Here is a 25,076-nt window from a genome sequence, read left to right on the forward strand (position 1 = left end):
CGATTGCATTGAATTTTTATGTAAACCAAAGTATCATCATCAACAGTATTAGGATTGATAGCATTACAACTTCTTCTGTATTCCAAATTGGAACTGCCGGAAGTATTAAAGCTCTATCTAAATTTTCAAATTCCGGCGGATTTACACAGCCTCTTCGCCCATTACAGGGGAAGGGACAAATTATTTCTATCAAACCATCAACTAGTTCTTCTTAAGACATCCTTGTCATAAATATATAGCAGGAATATTTTTACCCTCCCTATTGAAAAGGAGGTTTCACAAAATGAACCAAGATATATATACTTACTTACACCAACTTCAACAAGCTCTTCAAGCACAACAAGCAAACATTCTTCACCTAGAAGATCAAGTGCGCCAATTACAAGAAGAGCTTACCGAATTAAAAAATCGCCCCTCCTCTTCTGTAGGAAAAGTGGAATACAAATTCGATCAGTTAAAAGTAGAAAATTTAAATGGTACTTTAAATATTGGTTTAAATCCGTTTTCAGCAAAAGGACAGCCAATTGAGGATTTTCAAGTGGATACAGAAACATTAAAGGTAAATCCTGAAACAGATACAAACCCAGATTTTTACCAAGGCATCCTTCAAGAAATGCATCGTTACTTAGATGAAGAAGCATATAATCGAATTCTCCATTTTGAACAAGAAGAGAGAACGCCGCTCGATGAAATGTATCGACAAATGATGGTGGATGACATAAAAAAACAAATGGAGCATAGACTTCCTTATTATTTATCACAAGCGCAATCATATGAAGGGATTTCAACAGATCCAGATTATTTACGAGATATCATTATTCAAGCAATGAAACATGATATCGACAAAGCTTTCCTATCTTTTATTCAACACATACCGGGCAATTTCCGAAAGGAGTAAGTATGTATGAATGTTAACGTTGTAAATCGTGAATTAAAAGTCGGACAGATTAAAATGAACGGTGTATCGTCGTCCGCACTCTTTTTAATTGGAGATGCGAATCTCCTCATACTATCTTCTATTCTTGATACACCATTTGAAACTGTTACAGAGGGTCCATTTGTACCACTAGTCACAGATGTCCCTCCTACTCCAGGTTAAGGAGACTGAGAAATTATGTTACATCATGTGTCTGTTGTCCAAAATGTTTCTATTATTTCTTTAGGGATTACTGGTGTATTTCAAGTTGGAGATGCAAATCAAATGGAATTAAAAAGTAGAGCTCTTGCCGTACACAGGGAAATTCCTTGTTATATAAAGGGAGAAGGTCGCTTAGATGCGTTTGAAATCTTTACAGACGAACACATCACAATCCCAAAGCGAACGACAGATGTAAAATTAAATATTGTAAATGAATACCCTTTTATTGAAGTAAACAATGTTGAATTACGAACCCTTTTAAATTCTGGTTGCTTTCAAATTGGAAATGTTGATTATGTTTTTAATAACTCTCGTATTATGCAAATCCGCCAATATATTTCGGATGAACCTTCCGCTCAATAGTTCATATAGTAATTAAAAAGCTTAGAAAAGTAGGTGGATGGTATGCCCTCTGTTGTTGGAAATCTTGTCGTTCAAAACAGTAATGGCTCTTTCAATTTAGGAGATTTTTATAACGTATCTCCGAAAGAAAATACGAAAGCTTATAACGGATCTGGTGCTTCCAATGTTGGATTTGTCGTGAATACGTTTAGCGGCGTTAGTGCAACAAATACGTTTGATTCTGATGTGGCAGATCAAGATCAAATTGGAACAGCGTAAAAAAAGTAGGAGATGCTCTCCTACTTTTTTCTTATTCCCATACAAATTATAATTTCATTTTATTTAAATGATAACCCGTTCTCCTCCAAAGCCTTTCTAAGCTTTGGTAAAGATGCCGGGCCCATACCATGTAGTTTTAAAATTTCCTTTTCACTATATTTTGAGAGTTCTTCTATAGTGTGAATTCCATGATGTTGTAACGCATTTCGTGCCGGTGATGAAAGAAGTGAAAGAAATCCTGTTTTTGGTTTCTTTTCTTTCTCACAAGCTGGGCAAGTTGGACAATCGCTACTTTTATAGTATTCATGTCCTTTTTCACACGTTCTTAACGTTTTTTCCGTTGCCATTTTCCAGTTCCTCTATTCCTCAATTTTCACAACATGGTTGCCATCAAAGAAGTATAAGCATTTCTCTTTCACAGGATGTTGCAAGCTTTTCTCTAGCGCCTTTGCATATAACGAAAGCTGCACTTTATATCGATCTTCTAAAATCGGTTTCGCTTGATCGAATCCGCCTGGGAACTTCCCTTCAATCGTATCTGTTTTAAAGTCGATTAAAGTGATACCATCTTCCTCTTCAATCATGCAGTCGATAACCCCTTGGACAAGAATCGATTCTCCGCTCTTCCCTTGCCAATCTTGATATGCTTCTTCTGCTGCAAGCATCATCGTAAATGGTACTTCACGCTCAACACTTTTCGCCGCTAATACCCTTTTACCAAGATCACTGTCAAAGAATGAAATCACTTTTTCGATTGCTATTTCTTCCGCTTGTTCAAATGTTAATAGTTCTTTATTAACCATGCCATTAATTTGCTCCCGAATCACTTCTTCTGTAATCGGCTTCTTCAAATCTACATGCTGCATAACAGCGTGTACTGCCGTACCTCTTTCAGCGTACGTTAATCCTTTTTTCTCCATAAAACGAGGACGTGTTTTAATTGGCGCACGTAGTTTTTTAATAAAGGCGTTATCGCTACCTTCTTCAGATTGATAATTTCTCTTTATTTCTGTAACAGACTGTTTCGCACGATATGATGTTGCTTCCTCATATCCGTACTTCCACATTAATCTGTCGTACACTTCTTCTTTCCGTTCACTTTGTAACGGAACAGCTTTTTTCTCACGAAGCGCTTCTAGTAATTCTTGTTTCTCTTCTTGAACCGGTTCTGGTGCGAGTAACGTGTTACCGTCTACAATTTCTACTTTCCAGCTAGTGTCATACCCATAAATTTCACCTGGAATACTTCCTTGTCCTAATTCCAGAAGCATTTCACTATCACGATGTCTATATAATGAAGGTGCAATCCAGTCTAAATAACAAGACGCTCCGGCACGTATATGGTCTGGTAATAACCACTCACTATGCTCCCTCGCATCGAGCCATTTTTCCATTTCTTTATTTGCATCCTTAACCGTTCCAATTAAAATTAACTTCTCTTTCGCACGCGTTAACGCCACATATAATACACGCATTTCTTCCGCAATTAATTCCATCTTCATTTTACGCTTAATCGCTAATTGTGATAATGTCGTATATTTAATTCGTTTACGAGGATCAATGAACTGTGAACCGAAACCGAAATCTTTATGAAGTAAGAAACGTTTCATTAAGTCTTGTGTATTAAAACGACGCCCAAGTCCAGCTACAAATACGACTGGGAACTCTAGTCCTTTACTTTTATGAATCGTCATAATGCGAACGACATCTTCTTGTTCACCTAAAGCTCTCGCCGTACCCATATCATCACCGCGTTCTAAAATACGCTCAATAAAGCGTAAGAAGCGGAATAATCCTCTAAACGATGTTGCTTCATATTGCCTTGCGCGATCATATAGTACGCGTAAGTTTGCTTGCCTTTGCTTTCCAGCAGGTAAACCACCAACGAAATCGTAATATCCTGTCTCACCGTACACTTTCCAAATTAAATCAGAAAGTGACTGTTGACGCGCGAATTCACGCCATCCTTGCAGTAAATTATAAAACCACTCTAATTTATCATGTAGTTCTTGCTCTTCTTCAAGCGGTGCTCCTTTTAAGAATGAGCTCATTACTTCATAAAATGACCCTTTTTTCCCGTGAGAACGAAGCGTTGCAAGTTCTTCATCATTTAGTCCAACAATTGGTGAACGAAGTACTGCAGCAAGCGGAATATCTTGCATCGGATTATCAATCACACGGAAGACGTTCATCATAATATTTACTTCTGTCGCTTCAAAGTAACCAGTCGCAAGATCAGCGTATACTGGAATTCCTTGCAGCTTTAACTCTTCCATAATTTGCGGCGCCCACGGCATGGAGCGAAGTAAAATAACGAAGTCACGGTATTGCACCGGACGCATACTATTATTTTTACGGTCATACACTTCATAACCTGAATCGACCATCGCTTTAATACGTTGCGCCATAAGACGAGCTTCCAGCTGTGCTTTTTCTACCTCGGCACCTTCTTCTCCGTCTATCACTTCTTCTTCTGTTTGCTGAATACATAGTAGCTCAGCTGCTACATCTTCACCTTCTGGATAGCTAGCACCTAGCTTTAATTCAGCGTCAGCATCGTAATCGATTTCACCGACTTCTTCACCCATAATTTGTTTGAATATAAAGTTCGTACCTGCTAGCACTTCATGACGACTACGGAAGTTTTTTGCTAAGTCAATCTTCATTCCGCCGTCTAATCCTTCTTGTGTGAAACGTTTATATTTTCCTAGGAATAGGCCTGGTTCTGCTAGTCGGAAACGATAGATCGACTGCTTCACATCACCAACCATGAACAAGTTTCCTTCACTCTCAGAATCTTTCGTTACGAATTTAATAATAGATTCTTGTACGAAGTTCGTATCTTGATATTCATCGACTAGTACTTCAGCAAATTTATTACGATATTGAAGCGCTACTGCTGACGGCTTCATTTCACCGTTTTCACTTTGTTCACTTAAAATTTGTAAACAGAAATGCTCTAAATCTGTGAAATCGACCATTCCTTTATCACGCTTCATCGATTGGAAACGCTCTGTAAATACTTTTACGAGCTGTACGAGTTTTTCTAATACAGGATGCATATCTTGAAAATCTCGTAAGAAACTTTCCGGTCTGCGGCTAAACAACTCTTCTTGTAATTTCTTCACTTCATCTTTCGCTTTATTACGAAGAGCGTCTACTTGTTTTACAACATCTTCGTTGTAATCACTTTTCTTAATACGTTTTAACGTTTGCCACGATACATTTTGCATCGCTTCATACACGCTTGTCCATGATTCACGAGCCGCTGCTGATAACGTTCCAAGTAAAGCTATATCTGCTTGCAGCGTTTCAACGCGAGGCGCTGGACCGTCAGGAAGCATCGCAAGTTCAGTCGCTTTACGAATATGCTGTTCCGCTGTTTCAAGCTGGAATTTCACATCTTCTAATAAGTAAGAAGCGTACACTAAATCTTCAATTGTCTTTCCTTCCACGTCGTATGCTTCTACTAATTTATCGAGCCATTTTTCCGGATTCGGGTGCGCTCTTGATTCTGTATGAAGCGCTAAAATCATACGCTGTAAGTCATCATCACTACGGTCACTCGTATAACGATCAACAAGTTCAAAGAAAATACTATTATCTTCAATTCCGTACTCTTCTTCTAATATGTCATCTAATACTTCTTCTTTTAACAGTTCATTTTCCGTTTGATTCGCAATGCGGAAACGAGGATCCACATCAAGCATGTAATAGTATCCTCTAATTACTTGTAAACAAAATGAATGGATTGTCGAAATAGAAGCTTTATTTAATAAGCTAAGCTGCTTTCTTACGTGCTGAGAGCCTGGTTCATCAATTAATACTTTTTCTAACGCTTCCCCAATTCGGTTTTTCATCTCTTGCGCCGCTGCATTCGTAAACGTTACAACGAGCAGGCGGTCGACATCGACTGGGTTTTCTTCATTTATAATCTTTTTAATAATACGTTCAACTAATACTGCTGTTTTACCCGATCCAGCTGCTGCTGCGACTAAAATATCACGTCTGTTCGCTACAACCGCTTTCCACTGGTCATCTGTCCACTGACTACCTTCTGGTTTTTCAGGCCAATTTTCAATCATTCTCCGCCAACCTCCTCTCTAATTTTCTCCATCGCTTCGCTATCTTTCATATCTTTTAACGTACGGAATTGATTATCTTCAAGTGATTCATCGAACTGACAAACAGATTTGAAGTTACAGAACGTACATGCCGCTTTATTTCCCTTTTTGTAAGGAGCAATATCGATCACACCTTCTGTAATGTCTTTTCCGATATTTTCAAACGTATGGTGTACGTATTTTTGCAGTACATTAAACTCTTGTTCACTTGCAATGCTCGAACGCGCACTAAAACTACCGTCTTTTTTCAGACCAGCAGAAATAATATCAGAGCTTCCTGTTGAAAGTTTGTTATCCATTAAACGAACAACATCAGCATCGCCTAGTACGAGACCTTTCATTTTAAATTTCTTTAAAATTTCTTTCTCAATTTCTGCTTCCGATGCGTCACCTTTCATCTCAACAATCGGGTTATGAATATGGAAGTACAGTACACCTGCCGGTGATGCCGTGCCGCCTTTTTTCATCCACGTATGTGCATTCGAAGTAACAACATCCAAATACGTTAACATTTGCAGTGCTAATCCGTAATACACTTCCGTTAAATCTAGCGCTTTTGAGCTTGATTTATAGTCAATAATACGTAGGAATGTCCCATTTTCATCTTCTGCCTTATCCACACGGTCAATACGGCCGACAACTTCCATCTTCACACCATTTGGTAATGAGAATTCCATCGGCGGAAGTGATCCTGTACCGCCCATACCGAACGGCACTTCTAAATCAACTGGTACGAAACCGCTTGACTTCGCGTGCTCACGTAGAATGATTGATGTACGGAAAATGATTTGCTGTAATTTTTGTTTTAAGTAGAAATGACGATTTGAACTTAATAAAATTTGTCTTTGTAATAACGGTGCAATCTCCTCTATTACTAAAACAGAAAGATGCTCACACTCTTTTATTGATAAATCTGCCCAAGTACGGTTTTCACGCAATAGCCTGTCTGCAATTCTCTTCAGCGCTGCATGGAATAGCTCCCCGATATCTGGCGCATCCAATTTGAAAATATCACGCTCTCTTAATGATAAACCGTGCTGCGCGAAATGAGCGTACGCACAACGATTAAATAATTCCATACGAGAGACGCTTCCCTTAATGGTATCTCCGTATAAATCTCTACTTACAACTGTGCTTAGTTTCTGCGCACGATTTCGGTAGAATAAACTTGATAGCACGCGGCTACTTTTTTGCTTCCATTCATCTGAAGTTACGTAGAAATTATATACATCCCACCAAAAGTCTAAATTCCCTTCAAATCCATATCGCTTCCACGTTTGTAATTGCTGCATAGCGTAAGACAACGTTACTTCTGGTGTTGCTACGTATGAAATTTGTTCTGAACGTGATAAGTCATTTACGTCATTTGTAATAAACGAATCTTTCACATCCGGGAACATTCTTTTTATTTTCTTAATAAAGCTAGACGCTAGTAATGTCTTTCCTTCTTCATCTGCAAGCGGGCATGAAATATATAATTTCTCAGTCGCTCTCGTTACCATTTGATACATAACGAACTGTTCTTCTAATAAAGTTTGTCTCGTCGTTGGCGCTAATTCAATTCCTGCCGCGCCAAGAACTTCTCTTTCCTCATCAGAAAGCATACCTTCATCCATAGGTGCTGCTGGAATGACGCCTTCATTTACTCCTATAATGAATGTTGCTTTCACGTTTGATAACCTGGAGTGATCAATATTGGCAACTAACACCTGGTCTAATGACGGCGGAATGTTAGCGAATTGAAGCGCTTCAAGACCTGTCGACATAACATCTGTGAACATAGAAAGTGACATTTTCTCTTCGCCAAGCATCTCTACAAACGTATCAAGAAGACTCATTACTTCTTCCCATACTTGCTCATGATCTGTCGCAAATAAGAAATCTCCGCTCTCTTCTGCACGAATACGTAATGCTTCTAGTTTTTTCGGAACGTCAAGCTCCTCTAAAAATAAGTAAACAGCTTCACACATTTGCATAACTGTTCCCGCACGCTTCAGTCTTTTTTGCATACGAATAACAGGCGTTCTTACAACGTCGCGCAGTCGATTTATTCTCTCTTCCATTTCACGTTCACTGTCTGTAATCATTCCGTCCGTATCGTCAAGAGAACGATAGCGGCGATACATCCACGGGTCCTCTGAAGTCCATCTCTTCCCTTGTACACCGTACGCTAAACAGTAGTTTTCAAACTCATCCATCTCTTCGCGCATCGTTTCTTTTCTTACATCTAATGGATATAAAAGCTCTGTTTTCACGCAGCGGAACACCGCGTCGTAGCGCCAGTTCCCGCTAATAATTTCTAATGCAGAACGAATACATTCTACTAACGGATGATGTGACATCGGGCGTTTTTCATCGATGAAATGCGGGATATTATAATCCGTAAATAACGTTCGCATCACATCGTAATAACTTTCTCCGTTACGAAGAAGGACTGCAATATCTCGGTAACGATACTGTTCATCCCCGACAAGTTTACGAATTTCCCGAGCAACACCTTCTACTTCAGCTCGTAAATTCGCGGCTGTACTAATCGTTACACTTGCTTCACCGTGAAACTTTTCATTCGGACGCGCTTCATAATGAGCTTCTAAATGAGCTAATGCCGGAGAATGAAAACGCGGTTGTTCCATAAGTGGAATCGTTTTTTCAATTTCTATCTTCTCTTCACGTGCTACTTGTTTTATTTTTTCATATGTTAACGTCGTTTCATAAAATAAATCTAGTTCATTTACTGGCTGTGCTAACGTTTTTTCATCTATCGTTAACGTGATCGTAACTCTCGCTCCACAAATCATAAGCTGTCTTACAATTTCTAGCTCTTGCGGTGAGAATGAATGAAATCCATCTATATAAATTTCAGCCCCATTTACATATTCAGACTGCGGAAGCTTTTCGACTAGTAATTGCAGGTAGTCTTCTGAATCTAAATATTTTCCGATTAAAGCACGTTCAAAATCATCATATAGTAGTTGTAAATCATACACTTTATTCGCTAATAGCTTTTGCTCGGCACTGCTACTATGCGCATCTAATTGTTGCCACATTTCATATACGTTTGATGGCGTCACATTGTAACGTTTAAACTCCGCAATCATACTACCAAGATGTTCAAAGAAACCGTTTTGCTCCGCTGCTTTTTGGAACACCGATAATCCATCTTTACGAGACTCTACAATTTTACGAAGCAACATATGTACGCCCGCTTCATCAATGTGAAGACGACTCGCTCCGCCAACTTCTTGCAGCACCTTCCACGCTAACCGTGAAAAACTAAAAACTTGTGCCCGAATAGAACCTCTTACATCCTCGCTTCCAATTAAGGCCTGCTGCGTTTGGAATGTCATCTGTTCTGGCACAAGGTATAATATTGTTTCCCCTCTTGGGCGCTGCTTTAACTCTTCTTGCACTTCGTGTAAACAAAGTGTACTTTTTCCACTTCCCGCTCTACCAATCACAAATCGAAGTGACATGTAACCCCACCTTTCACTTACATAACGAACGTTAGTTTGCTACTATAATTGTATTATAGGACACGAAAAAAGACAAACGGAGTAGTTTGTCTTTTTCTATACTTCTACCTATTATATCAACCTTTTGAAAAATTCGTTTGTACCTCTTGAATTGGCCAATATCGTAAATCAACTTTACCGACTACTGTATCAGCTTTTACAAATCCAAAGTGTCTACTATCCCAGCTCCCGAGGCGGTTATCGCCTACCACAAAAATGTAACCAGGTGGTACAAACTTCTCTTTCGTTAATTCTTCTAATTTAAAATCACCTGTTAGTTGTCGTCCATTTATCTCTTTCTTATATTTCTCTAAATAAGGTTCATCTACGAATTGTCCATTTATATATAGCTTATCATGCTTATATTCAATATGGTCCCCAGGTAAACCAATAATTCGTTTTACATAGTCCTCTTTTTTATTCGCATGAAACACAACGACATCAAACCTATTCAAGTCCCCTACTTGATAACTCACCTTATTTACAACGAGCATATTGCCATCTTGCAATGTTGGCATCATTGACTTCCCCTCTACAACGTACGTTGAAAAGAAAAACGTTCGAAAAAATACAGCTAATAATACACCAATTAAAATTGTTCGTATCCACTCTATGCCTTCTTTTTTCAAAGTTTTCTTCATCCGCTTCTCCCCTTACCCTTTAATAATGAAGCTTGCATTTATAAAGTGAAACTTAATCGGTGGGGTTTTGTTCATCCCCCACCGATTATCAGCCCGCACCAATCGGGCATTTACGGGCAGTTTGATCTCCCACCTAACTTTTTTGCTTCAGCCGATTTTTTTGGTGGGAGTTTTACTGCCCACAAATAGCGGGACAAAGAAGACTATTCTTAATGTAGCTCTAACTTTACTTCGATTTTCTTACCGACATACCATAAAATAAAAATACCAATTGCTACAATGACTGATTTCACCGGATTATGAATAAATGACATTAAATCATGGCCGATATACGTTAAAATAAAAATCATTACAAGCTTTCCGAACGCGAGCGCAAGTCCAAACTGTTTTACACTAATGCGAGATAAACCAGCGACAACATTTATAAGCGCAGACGGTGTAAACGGAAAACAAAATATGACGAAAATCGGCGCGAACCCTTTCCTTTCAATCCATCCCATTGCCTTTCGTACTCTCTCATGCTTATTTACAAAAGAAAAGAAACGACTTCGGCCAAAATGGCGGATAATGAAAAAGACAAGTAAGGCACCCATTACTGATCCAAGCCAAGAATAAAGAAAACCGAGCCAAAATCCAAATGCAACAGCATTCGCCAGTACAAATACGATGAGTGGCAATGCTGGAATCAACGCTTCTATCATCGGTAAACCAATACCAAGAAGTGGTCCGAACGCTTTATAACTTTCAACAATATGATCCATATTTTCTGGTGAAAAATAATCTTTGATTGTCTGAAAATCCATTCTACACTTTACCCCTTTACTCTAAATACTACCTCTACTGTATCATCGCTTATAAGAAAGAGGAAATGGTAGATACGACATATGGAGATGTATTTATTAAAGTTTCCATATCTTTCATGAGAATTCCTTCATTATTTAGCTATGATAATCTATCAATATTCGACAGGATGTGTCGTATGTTTGGTTACTTGGGTGATTTTTCTCAGTACTTGTCACGACAAGTGAAATTATATCGACTTACCGACAAATAAAAAAAGATGGGGTTTTCCCCCATCTTTTCAAACTTCGCCTTCCTTAACAAAATACACTTTCTCGTATGCTGGTTTTAATTTAGATTCTTCACTTTTATCAATTAGTTTAAAGGAAGGGTTCCCTTGTTTTTTTCTACAATCTTCATATTCAGTACGCAATTTCGCTGTACGATTTTGTTGATTTTCAAAACTACTTTTTGATATTTCTAATTTCACAGCAAAGCCATTTATAAATCGAACAATGACATTTCCATCTTTTGACTGTTTATTACTTTCGATATAAAAATGAGACAACCAAGCGCACTCTTTTCTAGAGTAAGAATAAGTAGGGAAAAAATAAAGTTGATCTGTCGGACTAATCGCAATCGGTGCTTTATGTGTAATATGAGTTAACTCTTTCGTTCCTTCTTTTCTGCCTAAGAAGCTAGAGCCATGCTTACGGCAACTTCTTTCTATAATATCTAGTGGCTTTTGAAATACGAAAAAAGAATCTTCCCTCTCAACAACTCGTGTAACAATTTTCTTCTCACTCAAAATAACAGGAAGTAAGGCCATTGTATTTTTATTTACCACATAGTTTTCGACATAGCGCTCTACTTTACTTTCCATATTCTACTGTCTCCTTTTTTCTATTTATATTAGCAGCTGCATATGTAATTTTAGCATCTATGAGACGAAAATAGGCTACAGATTCCGCTTTTTTACAATACTTTATCATTTATCAAACATTTTTTAAATTAAAAAATAATTATATAGTGATTAAATAATAAACAACCTAAACAAAATGTATTTATACTATCTATAAATATTTACAATCACTTCCTCATTTCGCATCATTACGACAATTAACTTTGCTATAATTAAAAGGAAAATCCAATATATGGAGGTCCACTATGGAAGAAAAAGAAATTCAACCAACGATTCAAATGAAAAATAGTAGTATTGTGATTGTGAAAAACTCAGCTAGTATTATATTTGGGCTATTTTTCATTCTCTTATTCTTTGCAAAGCCTTTTCGTACATCGAAATGCTCTGAATGTAAGAAACGCGAGAAGAAAAAGGTTGAAAAAGAATAGTAAAAGGCCTTCCATTTCGGAAAGCCTTTTACTATTCTTCATATTCATATTTTCTTCCAAGATTCTTTGTATCTCTTTCAATTTGTAATAGAACTATATATCGATCCTCATCTAAAACAGGAGAATGAGATTTCTTCAAATCAATTAACGTCACTTTATCATGTTCATACGTTTTCGCATACGCTTTTATCTCTTCAATCGTATTGTTTAAGTCTTCTTCGTTACCTCTACGAACATTGAGTATGACTTCATTTGTATACTTTTCCCCAAAATATAATCATTATGCTCGTATATTACAACAAAAAAAGGGATGGCAGCAGCCATCCCTTTTTTCCATAATAAACTATAAAATTATAGTTTGATTACGTTTTTAGCTTGAGGTCCACGGTTACCTTCTTCGATTTCGAAGCTAACTTTTTGACCTTCTTCTAGAGATTTGAAACCTTCAGTTTCGATTGCAGAGAAATGTACGAATACATCGTTTTCGCCTGGAACTTCGATGAAACCGAAGCCTTTTTCGTTGTTAAACCATTTTACTTGTCCTGTTACTGCCATAATTATTTCCTCCTAAAGAAAACACAATTTATTTTAGTCTTCCTGTCTAAAAAAAGAATCCACACATTATCAAATACGAAACATAAACTAGTTCTCACATACTTTTTCTCGTTCGTTTTCAGCACTTGATAACATATGGATTGCTTAATTTAACTATTCAACTGACACCATCATAGCACACTTAAAATGAAATGTACAATCTTTTTTGAAAATAACTGACAAATTAAATTGATTGTACATACACAAATATTTGATTTTAACATATACGGATTTCACTATAAAGTGAACACACACATCATTCGAATGCGATTACATCCCTTATTCTAAGGTGTTACAATATAATCGTACAGTCGTGATAATGGAGGGGATTATATGCCAAACTACGCTAACGAAGAAAAGCTTACAGGGGGAAATGTATCCAATGTATATCGTTCTGAAAATACTGTTCGTAGAGAATTAAAGCCAGACAGTACAAAAATTCATAAGTTATTACAACACTTAGAAAACAAAGGGTTTCATCATGCTCCAAAGTTTTTAGGTGTAGATGAAAAAGATAGAGAAATTTTATCCTTTATTGAAGGAGAATCTGGGAATTATCCGTTAAAAGAATATATGCGGTCTAATGCTGTTTTAAAAGAACTAGCAAAGATGCTTCGTCTGTACCATGATGCTGTAAGTGATTTTCCTTTATTAGATGATTGGAAACCGATGGATCATACTCCAAATAATATTGAGGTTGTATGCCATAACGATTTTGCCATATACAATATTATTTTTAATCAAGAAAAACCAGTAGGCATTATTGATTTTGATGTTGCTGCTCCTGGTCCAAGAATTTGGGATATCGCCTATACGCTTTATACTTGTGTACCTTTAAGTAGAATGTATTATACAGAATCGGGTGAGGCCGTTCATTATGAATCGTCACGACATGCTGCCCATACGAAAGAAAGAGTGAAGTTGTTTGTCCAGTCCTACGGTAAAAGTATGGACGAAGATTACGTAGGTATGGTACTACTACGCCTAGAAGCGTTATGTGCCTATATGAAACGAAAAGCGCAAGAAGGCGACTTGAATTTCCAAAGAATGATTGATGAAGGACATTTAGAGCATTATAAGAAAGATATTGCATTCATTCGTACGCATGGGAAAGAATGGATTTGATAATATCTTCTTTTTTGTCGAATCGTTCATAAAATAACAAGGGGCACCCTTGAAAAAGGTGCCCTTTCCTTTTATTTCGTAAACTGTGCTTCTTCCGTAGATCCTTTTAATGCTGTCGTTGATGATGTACCGCCTGTAATAACTTGTGCTACTTCATCAAAGTAACCTGTCCCTACTTCTCGTTGATGACGAGTTGCAGAGTAGCCGTGTTTTTCTGCTGCGAATTCTGCTTGTTGTAGTTCTGAGTACGCTGCCATGCCGCGCTCTTTATAGCCACGCGCCAATTCAAACATGCCGTAGTTTAATGAGTGGAATCCAGCTAGCGTTACGAACTGGAACTTATAACCGTAAGATGCGATTTCTTTTTGGAAGCTCGCAATTGTTTTCTCATCTAGTTTTTGTTTCCAGTTGAATGAAGGTGAACAGTTATATGCAAGCAATTTCCCTGGATGCTCTTTATGAATTGCATCTGCAAATCGTTTTGCATCTTCTAAATTTGGTTCAGACGTTTCGCACCAAACGAGATCTGCATAAGGAGCGTATGCTAAACCACGTGCAATCGCTTGATCAAGACCTGCTTTCGTACGGTAAAACCCTTCTGGAGTTCTTTCTCCTGTAATAAATGCTTTATCAACCGGATCAATATCGCTCGTAATTAAATCAGCTGCATCCGCATCTGTTCTTGCAACAATAATGGTCGGCACTCCCATTACGTCTGCTGCAAGACGTGCCGAAATTAAATTACGTACCGCTGTTTGCGTAGGTAATAATACTTTTCCGCCTAAATGGCCGCATTTTTTCTCTGAAGATAATTGGTCTTCAAAGTGCACGCCAGATGCACCTGCTTCAATCATACCTTTCATCAGTTCAAATACGTTTAATTGTCCGCCAAATCCAGCTTCTGCATCTGCTACAATCGGTACGAAATAATCTGTATCACCGCTTCCTTCCATATGCTGAATTTGATCCGCACGTTGAAGTGTTTGATTAATTCGTTTTACTACAGCAGGTACGCTGTTCGCTGGGTATAAACTTTGGTCTGGATACATATGTCCAGAAAGGTTCGCATCCGCAGCGACTTGCCATCCACTTAAATAAATTGCTTGTAACCCAGCTTTTACTTGTTGCATCGCTTGGTTTCCTGTTAATGCGCCTAGTGCGTTAATGTAATCTTCCGTATGAAGCGACGACCAAAGCTTTTCAGCACCACGGCGCGCTAATGTATGTTCAATATCAATTGATCCTCGCAGGCGAATTACATCTTCTGCCGAATATGGACGTGTGATCCCTTTCCAGCGCGTATCTAATTCCCAGCTCTCTTGTAATTTCTCGATTCTTTCGTTTTTCATATGATCCATCCCCTTTTCATTTTTTATAAAATTTCATAACCCGGTAATGTTAAAAATGGTACGAATTCATCATTCCGAACGAGATTGGTAAACAACGTTGTTGCCTCTTGGAATCTCCCTTTCTGAAAGGCCTCTTTACCAATCTCTCTTTCTATTTTTTCTAATTCTTCTTCTTTTAGCTCTTCCATCAATTCAAGCGTAATATTACGGCCATCATGTAGCTTTCCACCTTCATGGCGAATCCATTGCCATACTTGTGCCCTAGAAATTTCCGCTGTTGCCGCATCTTCCATTAAGTTATAAATTGGCGCTGCTCCCCGTCCACTTAACCAAGATGCGATATATTGAATACCTACGCTAATATTTAGGCGAAGCCCCTCTTCTGTAATCGTTCCCACTGGTACTTCTAATAAATCCTTTTCTGTAACATGTATTTCTTCACGTTTTCTAAAAATTTGATTCGGTGTTTTCATAATGTGATTAAATACTTCCATCGCGACTGGTACAAGTCCCGGGTGGGCAACCCAAGTCCCGTCATGACCGTCTAAAGCTTCGCGCTCTTTATCTGCACGCACTTTTTCAAATGCTTCTTCATTCGCTTCTGGATTGTTTTTAATCGGAATTTGTGCTGCCATTCCACCAATTGCCGGTGCATTGCGGCGGTGGCACGTTTGAATTACTTTCAAAGAATACGCGCGCATAAACGGCGCCGTCATCGTGACTTGCGCTCTATCTGGAAGTAAAAATTTATTATGATTACGGAAACTCTTTAGAAAACTGAAAATATAATCCCATCTTCCGCAATTTAATCCAGCAGAATGATCTTTAAGCTCATACAAAATTTCATCCATTTCAAACGAAGCGTGAATCGTTTCCAGTAACACCGTCGCTTTAATCGTTCCGTTTGGAATACCGATATATTTTTGAGCAAATATGAAAACATCATTCCATAACCTCGCCTCTAAATGGCTTTCCATTTTCGGTAAGTAAAAGTATGGACCGCTTCCTTTTGCTAAAAGAGCTTTCGCATTATGGAAAAAATAAAGTCCGAAATCTACTAAGCTACCAGACATATTCTTCCCATCAACTTGCATATGTTTTTCTTCTAAATGCCATCCTCTTGGACGCACAATTAATACTGCTGTTTTACTATTTAAATGATATTCTTTTCCGTTATCATTTTTATGCGAAATCGTTCCCTGCACTGCATCTCGTAAGTTTATTTGACCTTCAATTGCATTTTCCCAAGTTGGTGAATTCGAATCTTCAAAATCCGCCATAAAAAGATGCGCTCCTGAATTTAAAGCGTTAATAACCATCTTTCTATCTACTGGTCCCGTAATCTCTACACGGCGATCCTCTAAATCTTTTGGCAGTTTGGCAATTGTCCAATCCGCTTCACGTATACGTTTTGTTTCTTCTAAAAACTTCGGAAACTCTCCTGCATCAATTCTTTTTTGTTTCTCCGCACGCTTTTGTAAAAGTTCTATGCGGCGCTCATTGAAATTTTCATGTAGTTCCTTTAAAAAACTAAGCGCCTCAGGTGTCAATATTTCGTTGTACGCTGGTAACATTTCTCCGACGAGTGTAACCCGTGAAGTTTGCGTCGACATATTAGCATCCCCTTCTTAAACTGTTTTATAACAGATTTGATTTTATGTTTTATATTATATAACAAATCTTCAGAAAAGGAAGTTTTTTTTGAAAATTCATTTCGTTTTTTTCCAAAATGCTTTTCTTTCGCGCTTTATTCCATACAAAAAAAGGTCACTGTTATACAACAATGACCTTTTTGTATTATTTTCCAAACCTCAATTTACTAATTAAACCTTATTACTGTCCTTGTTCCATATCATGCAAAATTGCTTTATATAAAAACTGTGCGTATTGTTCTCTTTTTACTTTCATGGAAGGACCAAATTTATTATCTCCGATTCCCGCTGTAATACCATTTGTTTGTATTGCACTAATTGCATTCGTTGCCCATGAATTCGCTGAAACATCATTAAAATTATGAGGACCCTTCGCCTGTAACTCAAACGCATTCGTAAGAACTTGCGCCATTTCTGCACGAGTTAACGTTGCTTTCGGTCTAAAGTTTCCATGCTCATCTCCCATGAAAATTTCTAGTTCCGTTAAAGCTAATATTTCTTCAATAAAGTTTGTTGAGTTTTCATCGATATCCCCATATGGATTTTCATATTCATCTTGTTCTTCTATATCAAACACACGATAAATTAAAGCTGCAACTTGCTCCCGTGTTACATCATCTCCAAAACCGAAAATTCCATCTCCATATCCAAAAATAATTTCGTTTGCCGCTAAATTATGAATTGCCTCTTCTGACCAATGTCCTTTTGGTACATCTTTAAATACAATTGGATTTGTATTTTGTAACGGTGCACTTTCCGCTTTTACATTGTTACTCTCTGCTGAGAATAACATCCCACCCATAATTGTTAATGCCGTAGCTGTTTTTAATAATTTTTTGCTCATCAAATTATCTCCCCAATATGTATATGTTTTTAAAAAATATACATAACAAATGCTATAGTGACAATAGATTTCTCGACACATTTCGTGACGGTTTTGTGAATCATATTACATATCATGTCTTTTTTACGGGGTTGATTATAAAGCTCATGTACAACAATAAAAATACATAAAAACGCATAATAATTCTTCTATAAACAAACAAAAAGCACAAATAGTTCTATTTGTGCTTTCCTATTTCACTCTATTTCCAATCCTCTTTCAAATGATAATTAATAATTGCGTTATTTATAAACTGAGCATATTGTTCTCTCGGTACGAAGCTATTTAATTCATACATACCTTTTCCAGTTCCTGTCACAACTTGATTAGATTGTAATGCACTAATTGCACCTTCTGCCCAATGTCCTTTTGGCACATCTTTAAATGTATGCTTTTGTTTTGCTTCGAAAGTATATGCCTTTTGAAGTGCTACTGCCATTTCAGCTCGAGTAATTGGTGCTTTCGGTCTAAAGTTTCCGTTTGCATCACCTTTAAAAACACCACGTTTTGTTAACGCTAAAATTTCCTTTTGGAAATTAGTTGAACTTCCGGAAATATCTTTGTATGGATTCGCTACTGCCCCTTCGTCTTTCATTTCAAGTGTTTTGTAAATAACCCCAGCTACTTGTTCACGTGTTGTAAGATCTCCAACACCATACTTTCCATTTCCGTATCCAACTATAATTTTATTATAAGCTAAGTCTAAAATAGCATCATATGCCCAAAATCCGTATGGAACATCATCAAATACAATCATTTCCGGATATTCTTCCGCTTTTACAGGGGCCACATTCGTTCCTGTAAATATACCGCCTACCATTGTCGCAATCATCATTACACCCAATATTTTTTTCTTCATTGTCCTCTCTCCCTATTTCTATTTTATGTTAAATAGAAAAATAATAGATAATACGAAGTTATCCATACTACATATGAAGTATTTTCAAATAAAATGAACTTCATTATTTCAGGAGTATTAATTTGTTGGTGAATGTAAGATAAAATGCACATCTTCTAGAAGAACCATTTCGACTACCTTTTTGCTTTATACCTCCTTCTTTCTTATTTCAAAAAGGAAGCTGTCACATCTAAGGTGCTATATATTAAAAATTCTACAATCTCTTTGTGAACTCCTTTGCATTTTTAAATTTCACTTTATTGACACAAAAAGACGCAAATAATATATATTTGCGTCTTTTGTAATTCTATATGAATTAATAACGATTTTGTCCAAATCTAGCACAAATAGTAAACTAGATTAATTATTTAATGCTTTCATTACCATTGCATTTTTTAAAAACACCGCAAATTGCTCACGTGTTACAAAAGTATTCGGCTCATATTGTCCATTACCCATCCCTTTAACAACATCATTAGATTGTAACGCACTAATTGCATCTGTTGCCCAATGGGTATCTGGTACATCTGTAAATGTATGCTTCTGTTTCACTTTAAATTCATAGGCGTTCACAATAATTTGTGCCAGCTGTGCACGAGTTACTGGATCCTTCGGACGAAATGTGTTATTTTCGTATCCTGCGAAAATTCGACGAGTCGTTAATGCTTTAATTTCATAAGCAAAATTTGTTGTGCTTTCATTGATATCTGTATATGGATTGTCTAATAGTTCTAGATTATTTGGTATTTTAAGAGCATGAGCAATTACAGCTGCCGCTTGCTCACGTGTTACATTATCTTTAGCACCAAATGTTCCATTTCCATAACCAACCATGATTTTATGATATGCTAAATCATAGATTGCATCCTTCGACCAATGATCCTCGGCTACATCAGTAAATACAATCATTTCTGGCTCATGCACTGGCCATTCTTCTGCACTAGTACTATTTGCACTCACAAATACTCCACTTAATAAAGTCATCGCTGTGATTCCTTTTAATACGTGCTGTCTCATTACGTCCATCCACCCTTTTTTCTTTTCTCTCTTTTTCCCTTTATTTACTAATTTATTGTATAAAACATGTAAATAAATTGCAATATCTTCTTATTGAAATGAAAATGATATCTTCTAAAATTAAGAAGTAGCACTTTCCTTTACCGATAATTCCTTTTCTCTTCCCTTGCGAAAAGTTAGAGCCATCCCTACAAAGATAAGAACAATCCCTACTACTTGCATACTAGTCGGTCTAAACCCGGTAAAGACTGTATCTAATAGTATTGCAACCGCAGGATCTAAAAACACTAATACAGAAATTAATCTTGTCGATAAATCTCTTAAACTGTCAAAAAATAAATAATAAACAAACCCCGTATGTATAAGTCCTGTCGCTGTGATCATCATCCAGTTCATCTCTGTTAGTCCTTGAAACTTCCCGAAGTCTACGAATGGTAGCAATAAAAATATCCCTAAAAATGTTTGTAAAAATGTCATCGCATATGCGCTCGTATGCCGAATTCCTTTTCCTAATAAAGTGGTAAAAGCATAAAATACAGCTGCAAGAAGTGCCCATACCATGCCAGATGACATAAGTTTTTCGAGCGATAGACTTCCATCTACTCCAGCTACTAAAACTGTACCGATAAAACAAATGACAATGGACATAACAGCAAACACTGTAAGTCTCTCTTTAAATACAATACTACCAATCATTAATACGATAATTGGTGCAAGATGGTACACTGAAATCGCAATTGTAATTGACATAACTTCAAAGGCTTTAAATAGAAACACCCAGTTAAAGACGAGAAATACGCCGCATGCTAATATTTGCATTACTTCTTTTTTATTCCATTTCTCACTTTTATACTGTCCTGTTACGAGCCAACATAATGCTAAAAATAGAGTCGCACAAATGCAACGAACGAATACTAATTCAAAAGACGGTAAACCTGTTTGAACAGAAAAAAATCCAATTGATCCGAAAATAGACATCGAAAGGATCATTTTTATAGCCGGCATTGATTTTTTATTGAACACCCTTTCTCTCCTCCTATAACCTACCTTTTACAAACGAAAAATCTCCAAAACATTACGTATTATTATATATTACAATCGGAAAATTGTAAAAAATTAGAATATAACAAGTGACAGCCGTACAAAATTCCCATAAAAAAATCATCCTTGTTTACATAGGATGATTTTTTTATTTATTGAGAGGAATTTCTCTATATTAAAGCTTAAATATACTACTACTTTTGAAGAGTAAATCGAGCAACTATTTGTTTTAATTCTCCTGCTGCGTTATGCATATGTTCCATTGAAACCGAGATCTCTTGAACAGATTTTTCTTGCTGTTGAATAGACTCTTTTACCCTATCAGTTCGGTCAGATGATCTTTGGGAAATTTGAGCCATATCTTCTGCAGAAGCCGAAATCTCTTCACTACTCGCTGCAATTTCATCTGTAGACATAGATACAGTTTGAATTTGCTCAGATACTTGCTGTACTTTTTCTGTAATTTTTCCAAATACTTTTTCTGTATGCAGTACCACTTGTGTACCTGCCTGTACCTCATTATCTACTGCCCCCATCATATCTACGGTGTGGCTCGTTGTTCCCATAACTTGAGTAATAAGCTTCTCAATTTGTTTTGCAGAATTACTAGATTGTTCAGCTAATTTACGCACTTCATCTGCCACAATTGCAAACCCTCTACCACTTTCCCCAGCACGTGCAGCCTCAATTGCGGCATTTAATGCTAATAAATTAATCTGAGCGGCAATACCTTGCATAACATCAATGATTTTAACAATTTCTTCTGATTGTTCTTTCATAGTCTCTACTTGTTTCACACCGCTATGTACTGAAATTTGGATTATATCCATCTGTTGAATCATTTGTTTCATTAACTTATTACCACTCTCTGCATCTAATGCTGACTGAGCAGACAATTCATTTACAGATGATGATGTATTCACTATACTCTGCATTCCTTGTGTCAACTCTTCCATCGCACCCGCAGTTTGTTCCATTGCTTGCATTTGGCTCTCTGCACCATTTGCAACTTCTTCAATATCCATCGTTATTTTCTTCGCCGCACTGCTAGATACTTCTGATGCACATACGACTCCGTCTGCATGTTGGAATAAAAGCTGAATATTATTATCTACTTCTTTCATATTTGTTCTTAACCCTGTAATCATTTCATTAAAATCACTTACTAATACACCTAATTCATCTTTAGCATTATACTCACCATGTACAGTTAAATCTCCATCTTTTGCTCTTTCCATCATACGACTAACCGTTTGTAAAGGAGCAACTATAAGCCTGCTAATAATATAACTTACTATACATATAACGATTGTAGTAACTACTACAAGAACGATAAAAGTAATAACGGATCGATCTATCATTTTTTGAGAATCTTTAAATACTTGATCAGCTAAATTTGAAACATACGATTCTAAATCCACCGCATAACCAGCTAACTCTACTCCCTTCGGTTTTAATTCCTTCTGAAATTCGTTTACCATTTGTAGCTCGTTTGTTACCTTCGCCTTTTCAAACAACTTTTTATATGTATCTATATAACTTGGCAAAGATTTTTTCATCTTCTGAAACAGCTCATCCTCTTGCTTACTTAAATTAAAGCCATCATCATATTCTTTTAATAAAGAATCATATTTTTTAAGATCCTTTTCAATATTATCAATTATCCCCTCTTTATTTGTCCCTTCATTTTGTGATACCGTAATTAATTCTAATAAGTTATATTCTAATGAATTTTGTGTACGAAGCATTCCTTCTAATAAAATTGCAGAATATTGATAATCATCTACTACAACCTCTGTATCGTGCTTAATCTTATTAATAGAATGAATTGCTACACAGCTCATAATTACCATACCTAAAACTGCTAATGAAATAAGCGATAATAATTTATATTTCACTTTTAAATTTTGTAAAAAATACATTTTTTCACCTTTATTCCTTTATATATAGATTTTTAGAATTTTATAGCTTATTATTTACAAAATCACAATAAAAAGCAATGATAAATATTCCCAATATCAAACTTATATTTCTATAAAAAAAGAAGTAGCATAATAGCTACTCCTTTTTGCTTTGTTTCTCATATTGTTCAAACGTATGAATTCTTTCGAAAATTGGTGGATGTGTGTATAAGAAAAACTTCACTAACGCAGGTGGATTCACTTGGCTTAAACTCGTTTTTGATAAATATTGAAACGTTTTTACACCAGATTCTCCATCTTTCGTCATATCTAAAGCATATTGATCTGCCGCTCGTTCTTCTATACGAGAAACATAGTTTGTTGCTGGCTGTGATGCAAACGAGAGTACAGAAGAAATTAAGAAAAATAAAGGTAAAATTGAGAAACATGCTACTTTTGAAATTTGCAGCGTATCTCCCCATTTTCGAATACACATATTTATAATACGACTAATGAGATACATACCTATAAACGATAGCAACACATAACTCGCAACACCCCAATATATATGTTTCATAACATAATGCCCCATTTCATGGGCCATTATAAATAAAATCTCTTTATCTTTTAATTGCTTAAGCGTTGTATCCCACATTACAATACGTGCGTTAGGACCAATTCCTGTCACGTAAGCATTTAACGCTTTCGTTTTTTCCGACATATTTACTTCATATACATGTTTAGCAGGAATGTCAGCTTTGTCTGCTATCGCTAAAATTTTCGTTTCTAATTCTTTATTTTTCAGCGTCGAGAAGTCGTTATACAGTGGATCGATAACAACAGGCTGTATAAATGTTAAAAAGATTGTAAATGGAACAGAGAGTGCCCACCCTGCTAGCCACCATCGCTTCGGGAATTTACGGATAAGCCATAACAGAACGGTAACTACGATTAGCATCGTCGCATAACTCTCCCAAAAACCGATAATGTGATCTTTTATCCAGCTTTGTGTACTTTGCGTTGAAATGCCGTAATCAACTGACACTTTTCGGCTAATCCATTGCATCGGCAGGGCTAGAACTGTTGTGAGTAGTGATAAATAAAAGAAATAAATCGCGACTTGCAGGACACTTATTTTCGTCGTTTCCTTCGACCATTTCTCAAACTTTCTTGAAACACCGAGCACAAGTACAAATAATAAAATAATCCATTCAAGAGGCGTCGCTAAAAAGTACAGTAAATTTTTCACGCGCGAATAATCTTGGCTTAGCGTAAGCTCTCTTGCATTCATAAACGTTTCTGGATCTGCCTTTGTTCCTTTATACATGTCCGGAATCAGTTCATGATTCCATCCAAATAAATACCAATATATAAGCAACGCAAACCCAACGTACAAAAAAAGCGACCACCCAATAACCTTCCTCACGCTATTCCCTCCTCTATGCTGCCTGTCTATTATTATTGTAAGTTCGTACATGCTAAATTAGAACAAGCTTATTACGCGAATTGCTCGAGATCCTTTTATTTACATAAAAAAACTCTTCTACAAAAAGAAGAGTTTTACCTACCTTTAGACACTTTCTTCGGTTCATACTCTGGGATAAGAAACGTACTTACAACCCAACATATTAAACCAGCGCCTTTTATATAGCGTATATATTCATAGTCTTGAAAAAATAAAGTCGTTACAATAAGCGTAAAAAATCCAATTAAAACTAGTACGTATCCTATTTGCTTCTTACATAACATAACGTGTCCCCCTTAAGGAAGTACATCCACTAATAAACTAAAATCTTGTAAAGAAAAAGTACTATATTTCATAATACCTTGTACAGCTAAAAGTAAAATAAGACCGGTCACACACATATAATTAATGCTTTCTTCACTCTTTTTTTCAGCAACTATTCCGCCGCTTATACATAATATTCCTAACAAATGGAGTGCTAAATACATAAAGAAATAAGCTTCCTCCCAGCGAAGAATAACATTGACTGTCGTTATCAGCACAATACTAAGCAAAATCAAATAAAAAAACTTATTTGATGATATTGTTTCATTCATATAATTTTATACATCCCTTTCAAATTTAGAATGAATGATGTTTCAAAGCTATAAAGTAAATGATTGTTTTCATACTATAAAACAAAAGGAAAGCCACTATTACTTTCTCGAATACTTTATGAACCCACATATACTTCTCTTCATTTTTTCTGAAGATGCGCTTCATCATTTCTTCTACAATTAGACCAAATATTAGTAAAACCCCTAACACAATAAGAAGAGAAATAATATTTTCTTTTACATGAGTACTAGAAAATAAGTAATACTCTGGAAACACAATCGTATCTACTACAGGTTGCACCCAATGACAAACGCTTTTATCACACATATCTGTAATAGACGTAGAATCTATAATGTCTTTCAATATTTTTTCAATCGTCTTCTTCATC

Annotated in this window: 26 protein-coding genes; 7 read left to right on the forward strand and 19 right to left on the reverse strand. The window is 36.5% G+C overall.

Annotation, left to right across the window (positions count from 1 at the left end; genetic code table 11):
• The first annotated feature begins 8 nt into the window (after positions 1-8).
• The 5 genes from gerPB to gerPF all read left to right on the forward strand — a co-directional run bounded on the left by gerPB (position 9) and on the right by gerPF (position 1,759).
• A complete protein-coding gene (gerPB, locus tag QCI44_RS22330; protein ID WP_016088923.1) occupies positions 9-215 on the forward strand; it encodes a spore germination protein GerPB in 207 nt (68 codons plus the stop codon).
• 68 nt (positions 216-283) lie between these two features.
• On the forward strand, positions 284-898 hold the full coding sequence (gerPC, locus tag QCI44_RS22335) for a spore germination protein GerPC (RefSeq protein ID WP_016088924.1): 615 nt from the start codon (positions 284-286) through the stop codon (positions 896-898).
• A gap of 6 nt (positions 899-904) precedes the next feature.
• Entirely contained in the window at positions 905-1,099 is a 195-nt protein-coding gene (gerPD, locus tag QCI44_RS22340) for a spore germination protein GerPD (protein WP_001102342.1), read from the forward strand.
• Between the two features lie 15 nt (positions 1,100-1,114).
• Complete coding sequence (locus tag QCI44_RS22345; protein WP_016088925.1) at positions 1,115-1,501, forward strand: spore germination protein GerPE; 387 nt, start codon at positions 1,115-1,117, stop codon at positions 1,499-1,501.
• A gap of 42 nt (positions 1,502-1,543) precedes the next feature.
• Positions 1,544-1,759 carry a spore germination protein GerPF gene (gerPF, locus tag QCI44_RS22350; RefSeq protein WP_001141570.1) on the forward strand — a complete coding sequence of 72 codons (216 nt, stop codon included), beginning with the start codon at positions 1,544-1,546 and terminating at the stop codon, positions 1,757-1,759.
• Positions 1,760-1,818: 59 nt separating this feature from the next.
• Here gerPF and QCI44_RS22355 read toward each other — a convergent pair whose 3' ends face one another.
• The 6 genes from QCI44_RS22355 to QCI44_RS22380 form a co-directional block, all read right to left on the reverse strand.
• Positions 1,819-2,106, reverse strand: coding sequence for an RNA polymerase alpha subunit C-terminal domain-containing protein (locus QCI44_RS22355; RefSeq protein ID WP_016088926.1), 288 nt, complete (start codon positions 2,104-2,106; stop codon positions 1,819-1,821).
• Positions 2,107-2,118: 12 nt separating this feature from the next.
• Positions 2,119-5,844: a helicase-exonuclease AddAB subunit AddA gene (gene addA / locus QCI44_RS22360; protein ID WP_016088927.1), complete on the reverse strand. Its 3,726-nt coding sequence runs from the start codon at positions 5,842-5,844 to the stop codon at positions 2,119-2,121.
• The gene (gene addB / locus QCI44_RS22365) at positions 5,841-9,356 is read right to left on the reverse strand and encodes a helicase-exonuclease AddAB subunit AddB (RefSeq protein ID WP_353811442.1); all 3,516 of its coding nucleotides are present in this window, start codon (positions 9,354-9,356) and stop codon (positions 5,841-5,843) included. Before addB ends, addA begins: the two co-directional genes overlap by 4 nt.
• 116 nt (positions 9,357-9,472) lie before the next feature.
• The gene (gene lepB, locus QCI44_RS22370; protein WP_016088929.1) at positions 9,473-10,036 is read right to left on the reverse strand and encodes a signal peptidase I; all 564 of its coding nucleotides are present in this window, start codon (positions 10,034-10,036) and stop codon (positions 9,473-9,475) included.
• Positions 10,037-10,245: 209 nt separating this feature from the next.
• On the reverse strand, positions 10,246-10,839 hold the full coding sequence (locus QCI44_RS22375; RefSeq protein WP_016088930.1) for a TVP38/TMEM64 family protein: 594 nt from the start codon (positions 10,837-10,839) through the stop codon (positions 10,246-10,248).
• Positions 10,840-11,117: 278 nt separating this feature from the next.
• Positions 11,118-11,699, reverse strand: a complete 582-nt coding sequence (locus QCI44_RS22380) for a competence protein ComK (RefSeq protein ID WP_016088931.1) — start codon at positions 11,697-11,699, stop codon at positions 11,118-11,120.
• Between the two features lie 284 nt (positions 11,700-11,983).
• On the opposite strand from QCI44_RS22380, the gene QCI44_RS22385 reads away from it, so the two are divergent.
• On the forward strand, positions 11,984-12,166 hold the full coding sequence (locus QCI44_RS22385; protein WP_016133893.1) for a hypothetical protein: 183 nt from the start codon (positions 11,984-11,986) through the stop codon (positions 12,164-12,166).
• Positions 12,167-12,197: 31 nt separating this feature from the next.
• Here QCI44_RS22385 and QCI44_RS22390 read toward each other — a convergent pair whose 3' ends face one another.
• Both QCI44_RS22390 and cspA read right to left on the reverse strand, forming a co-directional pair.
• Entirely contained in the window at positions 12,198-12,410 is a 213-nt protein-coding gene (locus tag QCI44_RS22390) for a hypothetical protein (RefSeq protein ID WP_080118056.1), read from the reverse strand.
• Between the two features lie 107 nt (positions 12,411-12,517).
• Positions 12,518-12,721 carry an RNA chaperone/antiterminator CspA gene (gene cspA / locus QCI44_RS22395; protein ID WP_000301522.1) on the reverse strand — a complete coding sequence of 68 codons (204 nt, stop codon included), beginning with the start codon at positions 12,719-12,721 and terminating at the stop codon, positions 12,518-12,520.
• Between the two features lie 372 nt (positions 12,722-13,093).
• Here cspA and QCI44_RS22400 point away from each other — a divergent pair, with 372 nt between their 5' ends.
• Positions 13,094-13,885 (forward strand): phosphotransferase, encoded by a 792-nt coding sequence (locus tag QCI44_RS22400; protein WP_016088933.1) that lies wholly within the window; start codon positions 13,094-13,096, stop codon positions 13,883-13,885.
• Positions 13,886-13,956: 71 nt separating this feature from the next.
• Here QCI44_RS22400 and aceA read toward each other — a convergent pair whose 3' ends face one another.
• The 11 genes from aceA to QCI44_RS22455 all read right to left on the reverse strand — a co-directional run bounded on the left by aceA (position 13,957) and on the right by QCI44_RS22455 (position 25,075).
• Entirely contained in the window at positions 13,957-15,234 is a 1,278-nt protein-coding gene (aceA, locus tag QCI44_RS22405) for an isocitrate lyase (protein WP_016088934.1), read from the reverse strand.
• Positions 15,235-15,257: 23 nt separating this feature from the next.
• Positions 15,258-16,847, reverse strand: a complete 1,590-nt coding sequence (gene aceB, locus QCI44_RS22410; RefSeq protein ID WP_016088935.1) for a malate synthase A — start codon at positions 16,845-16,847, stop codon at positions 15,258-15,260.
• Positions 16,848-17,067: 220 nt separating this feature from the next.
• Positions 17,068-17,730: an S-layer homology domain-containing protein gene (locus tag QCI44_RS22415; protein WP_016088936.1), complete on the reverse strand. Its 663-nt coding sequence runs from the start codon at positions 17,728-17,730 to the stop codon at positions 17,068-17,070.
• Positions 17,731-17,971: 241 nt separating this feature from the next.
• Positions 17,972-18,628: an S-layer homology domain-containing protein gene (locus tag QCI44_RS22420; RefSeq protein ID WP_016133890.1), complete on the reverse strand. Its 657-nt coding sequence runs from the start codon at positions 18,626-18,628 to the stop codon at positions 17,972-17,974.
• 399 nt (positions 18,629-19,027) lie between these two features.
• On the reverse strand, positions 19,028-19,684 hold the full coding sequence (locus tag QCI44_RS22425) for an S-layer homology domain-containing protein (protein WP_016088938.1): 657 nt from the start codon (positions 19,682-19,684) through the stop codon (positions 19,028-19,030).
• Positions 19,685-19,804: 120 nt separating this feature from the next.
• Positions 19,805-20,707 carry a DMT family transporter gene (locus tag QCI44_RS22430; RefSeq protein ID WP_016088939.1) on the reverse strand — a complete coding sequence of 301 codons (903 nt, stop codon included), beginning with the start codon at positions 20,705-20,707 and terminating at the stop codon, positions 19,805-19,807.
• Between the two features lie 212 nt (positions 20,708-20,919).
• On the reverse strand, positions 20,920-22,647 hold the full coding sequence (locus tag QCI44_RS22435) for a methyl-accepting chemotaxis protein (protein WP_016133889.1): 1,728 nt from the start codon (positions 22,645-22,647) through the stop codon (positions 20,920-20,922).
• Between the two features lie 136 nt (positions 22,648-22,783).
• Positions 22,784-24,052 carry a M48 family metallopeptidase gene (locus QCI44_RS22440; RefSeq protein WP_016133888.1) on the reverse strand — a complete coding sequence of 423 codons (1,269 nt, stop codon included), beginning with the start codon at positions 24,050-24,052 and terminating at the stop codon, positions 22,784-22,786.
• Positions 24,053-24,186: 134 nt separating this feature from the next.
• Positions 24,187-24,375 (reverse strand): hypothetical protein, encoded by a 189-nt coding sequence (locus QCI44_RS22445; protein WP_000882301.1) that lies wholly within the window; start codon positions 24,373-24,375, stop codon positions 24,187-24,189.
• Positions 24,376-24,387: 12 nt separating this feature from the next.
• On the reverse strand, positions 24,388-24,687 hold the full coding sequence (locus QCI44_RS22450; RefSeq protein ID WP_001006045.1) for a hypothetical protein: 300 nt from the start codon (positions 24,685-24,687) through the stop codon (positions 24,388-24,390).
• 25 nt (positions 24,688-24,712) lie between these two features.
• On the reverse strand, positions 24,713-25,075 hold the full coding sequence (locus QCI44_RS22455) for a hypothetical protein (protein WP_016133887.1): 363 nt from the start codon (positions 25,073-25,075) through the stop codon (positions 24,713-24,715).
• Between the last annotated feature and the right edge of the window lies 1 nt (position 25,076).

It is taken from the genome of Bacillus cereus group sp. RP37 (assembly GCF_040459695.1).
Taxonomy (GTDB): Bacteria; Bacillota; Bacilli; order Bacillales; family Bacillaceae_G; genus Bacillus_A.